General features: G+C 50.4%; 13 protein-coding genes. 4 read left to right on the top strand and 9 right to left on the bottom strand.

All coding sequences use genetic code 11. From position 1 onward, the window contains the following. Positions 1 to 66: 66 nt before the first annotated feature. The 5 genes from ABEA66_RS24085 to ABEA66_RS24065 all read right to left on the bottom strand — a co-directional run bounded on the left by ABEA66_RS24085 (position 67) and on the right by ABEA66_RS24065 (position 5807). On the bottom strand, positions 67 to 1392 hold the full coding sequence (locus ABEA66_RS24085) for an ABC transporter substrate-binding protein (protein WP_345591479.1): 1326 nt from the start codon (positions 1390 to 1392) through the stop codon (positions 67 to 69). Between the two features lie 71 nt (positions 1393 to 1463). Then, positions 1464 to 2621, bottom strand: a complete 1158-nt coding sequence (locus ABEA66_RS24080) for an efflux RND transporter periplasmic adaptor subunit (RefSeq protein ID WP_345591477.1) — start codon at positions 2619 to 2621, stop codon at positions 1464 to 1466. Between the two features lie 25 nt (positions 2622 to 2646). Next, positions 2647 to 3525 (bottom strand): carbohydrate ABC transporter permease, encoded by an 879-nt coding sequence (locus tag ABEA66_RS24075; RefSeq protein WP_079908660.1) that lies wholly within the window; start codon positions 3523 to 3525, stop codon positions 2647 to 2649. Positions 3526 to 3541: 16 nt separating this feature from the next. Further along, positions 3542 to 4429 (bottom strand): carbohydrate ABC transporter permease, encoded by an 888-nt coding sequence (locus ABEA66_RS24070; RefSeq protein ID WP_079908659.1) that lies wholly within the window; start codon positions 4427 to 4429, stop codon positions 3542 to 3544. A 247-nt stretch (positions 4430 to 4676) separates the two neighbouring features. Then, positions 4677 to 5807, bottom strand: a complete 1131-nt coding sequence (locus tag ABEA66_RS24065) for a glycosyltransferase family 4 protein (RefSeq protein WP_345591475.1) — start codon at positions 5805 to 5807, stop codon at positions 4677 to 4679. A gap of 401 nt (positions 5808 to 6208) precedes the next feature. Between ABEA66_RS24065 and ABEA66_RS24060 the strand changes: the two genes are divergently transcribed. Next, positions 6209 to 7345: a GGDEF domain-containing protein gene (locus tag ABEA66_RS24060; RefSeq protein ID WP_079908657.1), complete on the top strand. Its 1137-nt coding sequence runs from the start codon at positions 6209 to 6211 to the stop codon at positions 7343 to 7345. A 71-nt stretch (positions 7346 to 7416) separates the two neighbouring features. On the opposite strand, the gene ABEA66_RS24055 is transcribed toward ABEA66_RS24060, so the two are convergent. Continuing rightward, positions 7417 to 7623: a helix-turn-helix domain-containing protein gene (locus tag ABEA66_RS24055; RefSeq protein ID WP_079908656.1), complete on the bottom strand. Its 207-nt coding sequence runs from the start codon at positions 7621 to 7623 to the stop codon at positions 7417 to 7419. A gap of 209 nt (positions 7624 to 7832) precedes the next feature. On the opposite strand from ABEA66_RS24055, the gene ABEA66_RS24050 reads away from it, so the two are divergent. Together ABEA66_RS24050 and ABEA66_RS24045 are read left to right on the top strand one after the other, a co-directional pair. After that, a complete protein-coding gene (locus ABEA66_RS24050) occupies positions 7833 to 8249 on the top strand; it encodes a helix-turn-helix domain-containing protein (RefSeq protein ID WP_079908655.1) in 417 nt (138 codons plus the stop codon). A gap of 263 nt (positions 8250 to 8512) precedes the next feature. Next, positions 8513 to 9892, top strand: coding sequence for an RsmF rRNA methyltransferase first C-terminal domain-containing protein (locus ABEA66_RS24045; RefSeq protein WP_345591471.1), 1380 nt, complete (start codon positions 8513 to 8515; stop codon positions 9890 to 9892). A 154-nt stretch (positions 9893 to 10046) separates the two neighbouring features. Here the strand turns inward: ABEA66_RS24045 and ABEA66_RS24040 are convergent, their stop codons facing one another. Next, positions 10047 to 11138, bottom strand: a complete 1092-nt coding sequence (locus ABEA66_RS24040) for a hypothetical protein (RefSeq protein ID WP_345591469.1) — start codon at positions 11136 to 11138, stop codon at positions 10047 to 10049. 249 nt (positions 11139 to 11387) lie between these two features. Here ABEA66_RS24040 and ABEA66_RS24035 point away from each other — a divergent pair, with 249 nt between their 5' ends. Next, positions 11388 to 11480 (top strand): sporulation protein YjcZ, encoded by a 93-nt coding sequence (locus ABEA66_RS24035; protein WP_079908652.1) that lies wholly within the window; start codon positions 11388 to 11390, stop codon positions 11478 to 11480. 223 nt (positions 11481 to 11703) lie between these two features. Here ABEA66_RS24035 and ABEA66_RS24030 read toward each other — a convergent pair whose 3' ends face one another. Together ABEA66_RS24030 and ABEA66_RS24025 are read right to left on the bottom strand one after the other, a co-directional pair. Further along, the gene (locus ABEA66_RS24030) at positions 11704 to 12447 is read right to left on the bottom strand and encodes a pseudouridine synthase (protein WP_192700942.1); all 744 of its coding nucleotides are present in this window, start codon (positions 12445 to 12447) and stop codon (positions 11704 to 11706) included. Between the two features lies 1 nt (position 12448). Beyond that, complete coding sequence (locus ABEA66_RS24025; protein WP_079908650.1) at positions 12449 to 13960, bottom strand: RsmF rRNA methyltransferase first C-terminal domain-containing protein; 1512 nt, start codon at positions 13958 to 13960, stop codon at positions 12449 to 12451. Positions 13961 to 13985 lie beyond the last annotated feature (25 nt).

Raw genomic sequence — 13985 nt, 5'->3', positions numbered from 1 at the left:
ATAATTTTATTCTATAATCTCATAAAAAAGACCACTCGCGGACCTGCTCCTGCGCCAGATCATTCGCTATTCGTTCAAATAGGTAGTTGCCCTATTCTGAATCAGCTTCGCCGCATCCTCTGCCGTCTTTTGACCGCTAAAGAACGATTGGGATTCTTCCGTGATGATGTCGAGCACCTTATTGTCCGTCTTGGCAAATCGATTGGCTGAGTTAATAAGCTGCTTAAGCTCGACGAACGGTTTCTCGGACGTCTTGACCGATTCTCCGGACGGAAGCTTATATGATCCGCCGGCCGATTGCTTTTGAACGTCGCCGATCTGCTTGTCGTTGACCGATTTGAGCATGGAGAAGCCTTCCCGGTTCGGCAACGATTGCGCCTCCTCCGACAACAGGAAAGCGATGAATTGCTGCGCTTCCTCCTTGACCGCCGAATGGGCCCGGATGCCTAGCTGATTCCGAACGAGAAATGTGCTTCCGTCCTTATGGCCTTGCGGATGCGGCCTTTGCAGCAGCTTCGGATTCGGGTAAAACCGGTAGGCCGTTTCGGCAACATCCAACGGCGAGAGCAAATAAGTAGAGTAAAACAATTGATTGCCGATTTGGGCTTTATTCGCCGTCATAATGCGGTCGTCGTACAGCTTTTTAATTCGCTTCATATTTTGCACGAATAGAGGCGAATCGAATTTCGCTTTCCGGGTCGCCGGATCGATGAAATCCGTGCTGTTGTTTTCCACCAATATATTCAAAAAGTGCTCCGGCGCATAATTCGCCAAGGCGTAGCGGTCCCCTTTGCCGTTCGATTGCTGCATGAATTTGCGCGATACTTCCTCAAACTGCTCCCAGGTCCAGCTTTTGTCGTCCACCTTGATTGTCTTATCCAGCATGTCCCCGTTCCCGACAAAAACGCCTGCATAAAACGAAGTCGGTATTGTGTACAGCCCGCCGTTTATTTTCAATGCATCCAATATGTTCATATGCAGATCGCTTTTGTTCAACTTGTCCAGCATGCCGTTCATATCGAGGAGAATCTTTTTATCGACATATTTGCTTACAGGCAAGCTGCTCAAATCGAAAATATCCGCTCCGGCTCCCGATAAAATCGCCGAGTTCGTCGTCTTGACGTACTTTTCAAAATCCCCTTCGGCCCATTCCGCCTCCCCTTGCTTGTAAACTTGTATTTGCAGGTCGATGTCCGGATGCTTTTGCTCGAATAGCTTCTCCATCTCATCGAAGTACCAGTCCGAGCCCATTAAAGACAATGTAACAACCGTCCTACCGTCCTTCGACTTTGGCTTCTCCTTGCTCGCCGCCCCCCCTCCGCTTCCGGCTTGGCATCCGGTCGCAGCCGCCAGCGTCATGCATGTAAATCCGATTAATAGTTGCTTTTTCATTGTATGGTTCCCCTCTTTTATCTTTGGTTGAGCTTGTTCCGAGTAAGTCAAATCGTCCGCCACACTCGGTTCTACTCCAGTCTGACCCGATTCCCTTCCTGCAAAGGCTCGCTGCTTTCCACAATAATAAGATCATGCACTTGAACGACACTCGATTCGATCCGTGTTGCCTTGTCGTTGGAATCCATAGCTTGAACCCGGGCTTTGCGAACTATGAACACATTGCCCAGAGCGCCCCTCCGCTCTTCGATTTTGTAAACGAACTTGCCCTCGCGGTCTGAATGAACCGCCTCGTTCGAAACGATTCGCCCCTCCTGATGCGACGGCTTGGCGAGCTTGACGAATGCCTGCTCACCTCCATTCAGCCCGGGGTCCGCTACTTTCACACGGACAGTCTTTTGTGCAACCGTCGCCTGTTTGCCGGCAGATGAGCTGTCCGTTCGCGGCACCGTATCGGCTATCTCGTAAACGGTGCCTTCGACGATTTTCGGCTGCAGGTCGGACGGCATGCGCACTTCGACCTGCACCTTCTCCTCCATCGCAATCCCCAAGCTCGACAGCAGCGACGCATCGACCGGAAGCTCCAACAGATAGCCCCGGCTGTTATTCGTCATGACGACATCCGGCACTCCGGCGGACGCCAGTCCTTCGACTGCGTTCACTTTCGTTACGATTCCGTCGAACGGCGCCACAATCTGCTTGTAGTTCGCCAAACGACCCATCAACTCGTTTATTTTGCGCTCCTGTACGCCGAGATCGATCTTGCGAGTTTCGATATCGCGCCCCGCTCTCCGGGATTTCGCTGCATCCCCCTCCGTTGCCGATGCAATGTATTGGTCTTGAACGTTTTGCAGCTCGATCTTTTGCTTTTCCAATTGAGCCAGCTCATCCTGCAGTTCCCGTTCGGCCGTTTTGCTGTCGTAGGCGACCAGCGGCTGCCCCTTATTCACGATGTCTCCTTCTCTCACGGCAATGGCCGTCACTTTCCAGCCCGCCGGATTCGTCAGCTTCGTTTCCGCCAGAGGCTGCAATATGCCGCTTCCTTCCAGCCTGTGTTCGATGCTGCCGACGGTCGGCTTCTCCGTCTTCACCTTCGGCAGCGCCATAGATTGCAGCGTGTTGCTGAATAAAGTAAAAAATAGAAGCAGCCCGATAAACAGGCCGAACACGATTTGAATGCTTCGTTTACGGCGCCGTTGTCCAAGCTCCTCATGCTGCTCCGTCCCCACTTCCTGCTCCTCCCAACCGTTGCAGCTACCCCTTGATACCGGACAGCTGAATTCCTTTGATAAAATAAGATTCCGCATACAAAAACAGCAGCGCCATCGGAGTCATATACAGCATCGATGCAGCAAAAGCGACCCCCTGCTCGCCCTCGTTGATTTTCGATAAATAGACCGACAGCGGCTGCCTGAACGGATCGTCCAGAAAAATAAGCGGCTGCTCCACCATGTTCCAGTAATCGACGAACAATAATACGATCAGCGCAGCAGCACCCGGCTTGACCATCGGAACGATGATCGTCATGAAAATCCGTATATGGCCGGCTCCGTCAATTTTGGCCGCTTCGATATACGAATACGGAATATGCAGCATGAACTGCCGGAGCATAAACACGCCGAACGCCGCAAAAATACCCGGCAATATAACCGCAGACACACTGTTCAGCAGCCCCAGTCGATTCGCCATAATGTAATTCGGCACCAGAGTCACCTGGAATGGCATAAGCATCGTCAACACGTAAACGAGAAACAGCTGATCCCGGCCGCGAAATTGCAGCTTGGACAACGCGTACGCCGCCAGGGCCGCTACAAATGCCTGTCCCGCAATGATCGGTACGACCATCCATACCGAGTTCCAGAACATCGTCAAATATTTCGGACTGTTCACCAAAATTTCGCCGTACTGCTTGAGCGACACTTGATCGGGCAGCAGCTTCAAATTCGCGAAACGGCCGGCTTCCCCGCCGGAAGCCTCGTTCATTGTTCCGATGGGTCCGTAATTGATTTCGATTTCCCGTCCGGTCATGAGCGAGTTTGTGAAAGTAATCACTATCGGAAACAGCAGCACCGCCGCAATAATGGTCACGACAATTGTCAGCGCCCCTTTTTGCAAAAAGTTAGTCCTCCGCAATCCATCTACCCTCCCGCTATTCGGTGAACTGCCGGAAACGGCGTTCAACCGCAAACAAAGCCAGCACAATCCATAAAATGCATAGGACCATCATCGTCGCCACCGCCGTCAGCTTCTGAATATCCAGCGACATAAACGTATTGTTCATGTAGTGCTGGAGCATATAGATACTGTCGTGCGGGTAATCGCCTGCGATCAGATACGTTTCGCGAAACACCTTGAACGAATTGACAATGGACATGATGACGACAAAAAACATCGTCGGCGTTAAATAAACGAGCGTAATACCAACGAACTGCCGCACCCGGCCTGCGCCCTCCACCTTGGCGGTTTCGTAATAATCTTTCGGAATTTGCTGCAATCCCGCCAAAAACAAAATCATGTTGTACCCGATATTTTTCCACAAATAAACGGCGATCACGACAATGCGCGCCGCATTGGTCTTCATCCAATCGACCCTTTCATGGCCGAAGTAGCTTAGCCAGGCGTTGAGCGTTCCGTTCCAATCGAACAGCATCTGCCAAACGGCGATAATCGAGGCTATGGGAACGACCAACGGCAGCACATAAGCGGTTCTCAGCGCATTACGCAGGTACAGGTTTTGGTTCAGCAGCAGCGCAAAGCCCAGGGAGAGCACAACTATGAGCGGAACCGTGACAGAGGTAAAATAAAACGTGTTGGACGCTGCCTTCCGAAACGATTCACTCGCTAGCAGGCTGCGGTAGTTATCCCATCCGGCAAACCGGCCGCCGACCGCGCGATCCATGAAAGAGTAGCCGACGCCTTGGGCGAACGGGATCAGGTAAAACAGCGCAAAGCCGATCAGACTGGGCGAGAGGAACATCCATGCCGCTGCGGTATCGTTGTTTCTAAAGCAAGCATGCCAAAAACCCCATTTCTTCATTTTCGTTTTCTCCTGCCCTTCCGGTGCCAAGTCAAATCTTAAACCGCACATCCTGCGATTAGACTTACTACTGGAACAAGAATAAGGAAAACTCTTTAAAAAGAAATAGGGGAATGTTAAAACTTTTCTTAAATTGTTACTTTTGCCAAATGAAATCCCCACAAATTGGGATTTGTGGGGAAGCAGTGGAAGTTATCATTTTATTCTATAATTTCAAAAAAGATACCTCGCTAATCCAATTCAAGCTTTATTCGCTTTTCCGGTACGACCGGTACACGCTTTTCAACTGCTGTACCACCCGCGACATCGAATAGGACTTTTGCGCCTTATCCCAGGCGACCCTTCCCAAGTTATAGCGATATATCGGATCGCTGATCACTTTCTCCAAGGCGCTAGCCAGAGCCTGCACATCCTCGACCGGAACAAGCAGCCCATTCTGCCCATGTGAGATTTGTTCCGGAATGCCGCCTACATTTGTACCGACCAGCGCCAGGCCGCATAAAGCCGCCTCGGCAAACACAGAGCCGAACGCTTCGGCACGTGACGGAAGCACGAATACATCGAAGAAAGGCATGAAATCCTCCGGATGCAGCATATACCCGTAAAAAATAATTTCCTCGTAAATGTTCAGCTCGATAGCCATCTGCTCCAGCTCTTGACGAATCGGACCATCCCCGATCAAATGAAGCACGAAGGGGTTGCCCCGCTTCTTCAGCTCGGCACAAGCGAGGAGAAGAATATCCAGACCTTTGGCAGGCACAAGACGGCAGACGGTAATCAGCTGCGGAATTTTATTTTCATGAGGTACCGGCCGGAATCGCTTTTCGTCGAAGCCGTTCGGGATGACGCCGATCTTTTCCGGTTCCTGCACATAGTCGGACAAATACTGCTTGAAGGCGCTCGAAACGGTGATCAGCTGATCGACCCGCTCCTCCAATTCCCTGTATATCGAGGTCAGGAACCTGTGCTCCGGACTGTTCACGCTGATTTTGCCGTTAAGGATCAGCTCACGTTCATAGCTGGAATGAACGGTCATTATAACCGGTGTGTCCGGAAACAGCTGTTTCATGACAAGGCCGGCAATAGGATGATGGGCATGGATGATATCATATTGGCTATGAAGCCGCAGCTTCGTCCACCAGACATAATCTTTATAGGTTTGAATGTATTTATCGACGACCGGATTTCCCGCATAATCCTCCCAGTTAAAGGTTGAGAACTGTACCGGCTCCGTCCCTTTGCTTCTTACCCGTTTAGGCAGCGAAAACAATTCCATTTCCCAGCCTCGTTTGTTGAAACGATCCAGCATAAAAGGAACCATAGAAGATACTCCGCCAGGCTGCTCCGGGGGAAAAAATAACGCTTGTAAAATGTTCATGATAGCCCTCCGTGACTGTCCTGCATTGATTTCATTAAAGGCACCATTGGCTCATGGTGTAAAGGACGCGCTCTCCGAACTATCCCTATCTACATCGTAACAGCATTGAGAATCCACTACAAGAGTTCCGGCAAAAAGAGCAGGTGCTTCCCTTTTCCAATTACCGGATTCTATTTTACAGTTCTGATAGATTTCCTTTCATTCCATCAAGTATAATTAAGAGATTAAAGCGCTTAACGAAATCCTGGCCCCAACCGAACAGGAGGATTCTTCAATACCTCTCAAAAACTGCACTTCGGTTACCGATAAAAATGAAAACGATACAGTCTGCGAACCGCATGCTGGCGATCTCTCCATGAATTCTATAATCTTTTTACCGAATGTGAGGGCTTTAATTCTTGATGAACGAATTGACTGACTTGTGGACCGGTACATCGGGTACGGTCTTCTCCTGCACCATTATTTTGAGTATTCTGCTTGTAACGCTTCTTGCTTCCGTTCGTCTGCTGCTCAGCCGCCGGAAGATCGGCTATTTCTCCCTCATGCTGTCTTTACTGATTCTCATGGTTCAATACGGGCAGCTCATCGTATTCGAAATTACGCAAACCGAGAGCGATCTTGCCAAATTCATTGCTCTATTGCTGAAGGTGCTTTCCTTTTTGCTGGTCAATACCGGCATCTATCAATTGTATAATCCTACCAAATGGAAGGATACGGTTGTCTTCATCCTATGTATGCTCGGAACTATCTTCGTATCGGTAACTTACTGGTATATGCCGGACTGGCTCCAGGGAAGCACGGACCAGGTAAGTTTGATGCAGCCTTTGGGAATGGAGCTGTACTTGTTCCTGCTCATTTTCATCAGCTTTTTGCTAATCAACCCGCGTATCGGGCAGAACGGCAAATACCAAGTTATGCTGACGCTGTATTTTTGCTCCCATATGATCCATATGGCCAATATGTACCTGTTTAACAATGAACAGTTCATCTTGAACAAATTTGAGCAGCTGATTCCGATGGCCTTCCATCTCGTGCTGTTCCTGTTTATCTTCGAGAGGATCATTGAAATCATGCAGGCGATTTACAATTCTTCCATTACGGACGGGTTGACGAGACTCTACAATCGTAAATATTTTTACAATCGCGTCTCACAGCATATCGCTCAACGGGTGGGCATCTCCATTATTTTCAGCGATATCGATAATTTCAAAAAGCTCAACGACACCAAAGGCCATCATATGGGCGACCTGGTACTGAAGCAGGTTGCTCAAATCGTCAAGGAAGAAGCCGAGGAAATTGGGGTATGCGGCCGTTACGGCGGGGAGGAAATGGTTGTGATGGTGACGGATACCGAGGTGGACACAAGTGAGCTTGCGGAACGGATACGGGCCCGGGTCGAGGCGGAGACTATCGTTACCGTCAGCATGGGGTACAGCCGCTATAAGAAAAACATTACGGCAGACGAGCTGATCAAGCAGGCGGATGAAGCCATGTATAAAGCCAAGACTAGCGGCAAGAACAAGGTGGTCGCCTTTTGACCGATGCGGGACCATGGGGACTATTCTTCGCCTTGCCGCAGCACAATAGATATATATTCGGGCAATGCCGGCTATTCAATAACAAACAGCATATCCAGCGGCTGCTCCAGCAGCTCGCTTAGCTTTTTGGCGGTAGCCGGCCCTACCGTTTTGACCGAACGCTCCAACAAGCTGATATAGGACGGGCTAAGTCCCGATTGCTTGGCCAGTTCCCTCTGGGACATTCCTTTGATAATGCGAGCTCTTACAAATGCATCTGTCTTCGTTCTAATCTTCATTCGATATGTCTTCCTCTCTTTTATTTCCAGTTGCCCCAAAAACATTATACTTACTTTGTTTTACTTGTGCAATGATTTTTGTTTACTTTTGCAACTTAGTACCTTCTTCCATATTTTATGGTATCGCCGACCGTTGAAATTACCTATGTTTACTGATATCATTAAAAAGCTAAACTATTGTTTACTTCTGGTAAATGCAGGTGTCATGAATGAACTTTTACGAGCAGCTGCGCGATATGCGCAAATTAAAAGGCTTCACTATCCGGGAATTGGCCGACCGTTCCGGCGTTTCCGCCGCCTACATCTCCCAACTTGAAAACGGTAACCGCGGCGTCCCGTCCCCTGATGTGCTTATGAAGCTCTCCGAGGGCTTGAACACCCCCTATTCCGAACTCATGGAGGTCGCCGGATATCTGGAGAAAACGGAAACCGAACGGGAATCGGGCTATTCCCGGCCAAGGGTCAATTTACGCCGGTTTATACGCGAAAATGAATTGACTTTTGACGGTATTGAACTCACGGAGCAGGACAAGGAATGGATCGAGAGAATGCTGACGGCATTATTTTGGCGGGATAAGAAAAGGGCCTCGTCGTCGAGCGTCGATTCCAATCATGAACTGGATTAAACCCGTACTTCCTTCCCCATAATGAAATGAAAAAAGTAAAATCCCACTGATCTTGGCTGGTAGCCGAAGGTTAGTGGGATTTTGTTATTCTTAGACTGCACTGACAGTACCCGTCATGGCAGTCACTCGTGCTTTACTTCTCACCATAAGGAGAAACTTGTATAATAGGGTCTGATGCTTAGACTTCATATTCACCGGTATTTGCTTCAACTGACAGACACGACGGCATCAAGTCAAGGAATATAAGGAGCAATGACTTCAAGATGATATCACTTCCCGAATCTTTTAAACAGCAAATGCGCGAACAGCTTGGAGAAGAAGCAGAGCGCTTCCTGGCCAGCTATGAACTGCCGCGGACACAAGGGCTGCGCATAAACCCTGCCAAGATAAATCAAGGATTACTTGAACAGCTGACGGAGCAATTCGGTCTGACTCCTGTCCCATGGTGTGAAGGCGGCTATTATTATGCCGATAACGCCAAGCCAGGCAAACACCCTTACCATGCCGCGGGCTTGTACTACATCCAGGAACCCTCCGCGATGTCCGCCGTCGCGCTGCTCGATCCGAAGCCTGGCGATATTGTGCTGGATTTGGCCGCCGCGCCTGGAGGCAAGTCGACGCAGATTGCCGCCAAGCTTCAGGGGCAAGGCTTATTGATAACCAACGAGATCCATCCGGCAAGGGCCAAAATATTGGCCGAAAATATAGAACGAATGGGCGTAGCGAACGCAGTTGTCACCCAAATGGCCCCGGACCCGTTGGCGGCGAGATTCCCTGCTTTCTTCGATAAAATGATGGTCGACGCCCCTTGCTCCGGCGAAGGCATGTTTCGCAAGGACCCCGATGCGGTAGAGGAGTGGTCGCCGGATCACGTGACCATGTGCGCCGCGAGGCAGTGGGATATTCTCCAGGCTGCCGTGACGATGCTGAAGCCGGGCGGACTGCTTGCGTATTCGACTTGTACCTTCAATACTGCGGAAAATGAACGCACCGTCGACGCTCTGCTCGACCGTTACCCCGAGTTCGAGCTGCTGCGCATCGAACGCATCTGGCCTCACCTGCATGCGGGTGAGGGGCATTTTGTCGCCCTGCTGCGCAAGGGCGACGGAGACGCTGCGGCGGCGGTTAGCGCTCCTGCCGCCGCCGTAACCCCCCGCGGCAAAGCCGGCGGCAAAAGAGCCTCCTCCCCTAGACCCGAGGAGGAGGCGATGAAGCTCTTTCGCGCGTTCGCCGCGGAAGCATTGCCCGGCTTCGAGCTCCCTCCGGGAGAAGCCGTTCTGTTCGGCGAGCAGCTGTATTGGCTGCTAGCTGCGGAAGGCTGTCCGTTCGAGCGGAGCTCGCTGAACGGACTGAAGGTGCTTCGGCCGGGCCTTCACCTGGCCGAAGTGAAAAAAGCGCGCATTGAGCCGTCTCATGCGCTAGCTCTGGCTCTGCCGCGGGGGGCCGCGCGGCGTACGCTCGACTTCCCGGCGGAGTCTCCCGAAATCGGCCGCTACCTCCGCGGAGAGACGCTGAACAGTCCGGCTGACGATAACGGCTGGGTGCTTATCTCCATCGACGGATTGCCGCTCGGATGGGGCAAGCTGAGCGGCGGCCAAGTAAAGAATCATTATCCGAAGGGCTTGCGCCGCGTCGGATCTTAAGTTCGCTTTGTAGTGCGGTGAACTGAACCGCACTGCTAAGCCCAGCAGCAAAAAAACACTCCCGGCAGCCTTGAAATCAGGAGTATCGCCATAAGGGATACTTCCTGCTTCAAGCCCAGCCTGCGGAGTGTTTTTAGTTTGTGATGCGAATCGATTAATGGACCTGCTCACTCTCGAACATCAATTCCTCAAATGGCTTGTTCTTGAACAGCATCGTGACGTTAAAGGTTTCAAAATCTTTTTCCTTATCCAGCTCCTGCATCAGCAGCATAGCAATCTCTTCCCTGTCGTCGGAATCGCCAGGCTCTCTGAAGTCGATAAAGCCGGTCAGCTGACGCTGGCTGATGTCAACCGTAGCGGTGCCGATCGGCAGTCCTCCGTGGGACTGCTGGTAAATTTCATATGTCAGCATATCGCCATCATCCCGGGCCAATACAATAGTATATTCGTCTTGATTCCACGAATTTGCTTCCTCGTCATCTTCCATGGAATCGAAGTCAGCATCTAATAGATCCTCGTGCGTCAATTCAATGGTTTCAATAATTTCATCGTCCCATTCCATATGAATCACGAAGGCGTCCACCGACTCTTCGTCAAAATCGCTGACCAGAAGATCCGTAATCACCTCGATCTCATCATCCTCCGGCTCGACCTGCCAGCTGACCGTTCCGTTGACCTCTCTGCCGTTAATATGAATATCGGCCTCTGCAACGAGCAGCTGCTCGTTGTCATATATATGATATTCCACTTTGTTGCGGGACTCGGCTACAATGACCAGCTCATAATACTCGTCGACACCATCGTTAATCTCCTCTTGCAAAGGACCATCCCAGGAAGGGGTAACCATTTGATAGTCATTTTGTTCATTCGGATGCTCATCCTCTAATCGATCCTCATCCGCCCAATGCCCATAATCGTAATCCTCCTCGACATTCTGAACCTCCATGCCGGATTCCAAACGATCGGTCGATATGATGTGATCATATTCACTGTAAGTGACCAGCACGTCGCAGGTATGAATCGCCATAGCATCAATTAACGATTGAACATAGCTTTGCAGATAAGCCATAACCTGCTGCTTCGCATGGGGAGGTAGCATGGCCTGCTCCAATTGCACAGACCCGCAAATGCGGTCATTTTCGCGGTATACCAGGGTCATACTGCCGACAAATTGATGGTCCCACAAAATATCGTTTACTTCCCCGCCGGCCGTTTTCATATCCGGTCTAAGCATGATTTCGGTCATGATACTCGCCTCCAATGGGACTTTTATCGTCGTAGTGCCTTATATAAACCACCATAATTAGAGTGTCCTACTGAAGCCCAAAATATATACCTTGTGACAGGAGTCCAAACCGATCATGATGTTTGTCATAGGATATAGTAATTCCGATACCAAGTGGGGCGGCACCGCAAATGCCGCGTAAAGGATGAATACTACTGTAATGGATATCTTGCCTATCGGAATGATATCAAATCACGAGGAGGAATCAGCATGTCCGGAGTTGGAGGAGTATTTACAAGTGTCGGTGTCATTCTCGTATTGTTTATTCTGTTGGTTATCGTAACCCGCGCTGGCTGGTTGTAATCGGATAAAGGATAATGTAATGCTACGATTAGAAAGTCATGCATCCATGACAGGAAAATAAACAGCTGCTCTGGTATTCGTCAGCTTTCAAGAAAACTACCGATAAACCAGGCAAATGCAGATAAAGCAATGAAGCTTGCGCCACACACAGCAAGACCGGGGCTCTACGAGCTCCGGTCTTCTTCATTTATGCTTATGTTTTAAGGTTCCTATTTTAATGCAGCTATCCGTTCGCTTGTCTTAACTCCTGAAGCTCCGCTTCTGTCAGCTCCCTGTATTCCCCGGGTAATAAATGTTCATCGAGAAGCAACGGCCCCATCGAAATTCGTTTAAGAAAGACGACGCGTTTTCCCACTGCCTGAAACATCCTTTTGACCTGATGGAACTTTCCTTCCATAATCGTCAATTCAATCTTCGAGACGATCCCTTGATCGGGATGGCCCGATTGCAAAATGGTCAGTTGGGCCGGCATCGTAACATAGCCGTCATCAAGCTGAACTCCCTGCTGAAACTGCTTGCCGTCTTCTTCCGTCACGGCGCCTTCCACTTCCGCAAAATAGGTTTTGGGAATGTGCTTCCGCGGTGATAACAGATTATGGGCCAGCTTTCCGTCATTGGTCAACAACAGCAGGCCTTCGGTATCCTTGTCCAGCCTCCCGACGGGAAAAGGCTGAAAATGCTTGTATTCGTCATCCAGCAGATCAATGACCGTGCGATCTCTTGTATCCTCCGTAGCCGAAACGACACCCTGCGGTTTATTCAGCATGACATAGATGAATTCACGATACCGGACCGTTTCTCCATCTACGGTTATCACATCCGTCCATGGGTTCACTTGCATCCCGCTGTCCTTGACAGGGCGATCGTTAATGATAATAGCTCCGCGTTTCACCATCACTTTAATCTCGCTTCGCGAACCGTACCCGGTATTCGCCAGCAGCTTGTCCAGCCTCATCGTTTGCTTCATGCTAAGTCCACCTCCAACCTGCGGGATACTCATTTTTGAGCATGCCGTCCATCCATTTCCCCCAGCCGACAGCATACCCGTCAACCGTAATGAGACAGTACCCTTTCTTCTTATCCAAATCACCGGACAGAAGGACTTGCTCCTCCGTGATCTCCAATGTTTCTCCTTTAAGGTATCGAACGGTTTCCGATGCTTTAACGGACAGCGCAATCCAGCGTCTCACATCGCTCTGCATCAAGCCCATCGCTAACGCATGGGACGGCTCGAAGCGCTGCTTGCGGACACTGCCCATATACCAGCCCGGACGAATGACCCGAATGCCGCTAAGATCAGGAAGCCCTTCGGGAGACAGGTATATATGCTCTCCATGCAGGACGACATTGGCCGTAGGCACCTCCGGCGCCAGCTCCTGCATAAACGAGTAAAACGGCTGAAGATCGATAACCGGCTGCTTTTTAAATAAAAACTTGTCTGTGCCGTAACGGTCTCTGCCTTTGGTTTTCAAGCGTTCTTTATCCGCCTTTAAAAACTTGGTCTCCGCTGCTAACCGTTCGGGAGATGCTTTATCCGCCTGATACTCAAGAACGGCTACAAAATGCCCTTCACCGGCAAGATGATGAGGCCATAATCTGGCGGTACCCGTTACCTCCTGGGCTGCAGCCGCCGCTTGCAGGGAGCCTAGCTCCGCTATATCCAGCCAATCCGGTCTTCCCGGTTGGAAGCCGTGTTCCATAGGGATAGGGACAATTCGGAATTGGGGATGGGCAGCAATAAATTGCGCGATCATCGCCTCGTTCTCTTCCGGGGAAAACGTACATGTCGAATAGACGATGCGTCCGCCGGGACGAAGCATGATAGCGGCTTGCCTTAGCAAATCCCGCTGCATGGAAGCATAACGGGTTACCCAGTCGGGATGCCAGGCTTTGGCCATCTCTTCTTCCTTGCGGAACATGCCTTCGCCGGAGCATGGAGCATCGATCAATATTTTATCAAAAAACGCCCGAAACGGGTGCTGCAGCTTGTCGGGCCGCTCATTTAACACCACCGCATTTCGAACGCCGTTCAATTCTATGTTTTTGACTAATGCCTTGACTCTGTCCGGATGAATATCATTCGTAACCAGCAGCCCTTGCCCTTGCAGCTTAGCGGCAATTTGAGTCGATTTCCCGCCGGGGGCGGCACATAAATCCAACACCCGTTCGCCGGGCTGAACATCCAGCAGCTCTGCGGGCGCCATAGCGCTCGGCTCCTGTATGTAGTACAGCCCTGCATGATAATATGGATGCTTGCCCGGTCTATCTTCTTCTTGGTAATAGTACCCTGTCGAGGTCCAAGGAATCGGTTCCTGCAGGGAAGGCATTAAAGATAGAAATTCGTTCACACTGCACTTCAAAGTGTTGACACGGAGGCCGTACCTCCTTGCTTCCTCATAAGAGGCTATAAATGCCGGAAATTCTTCTCCCAGCAATGATTTCATCTTCGTTACAAATGCTTCAGGCAACTGACTGCCCATACCTGTTGTCCAACTTTCCGCAACT

This window comes from Paenibacillus vulneris (genome assembly GCF_039543185.1).
In the GTDB taxonomy this organism is placed as follows: domain Bacteria; phylum Bacillota; class Bacilli; order Paenibacillales; family NBRC-103111; genus Paenibacillus_S; species Paenibacillus_S vulneris.
This window is presented reverse-complemented; position numbering and strand designations above follow the sequence as displayed.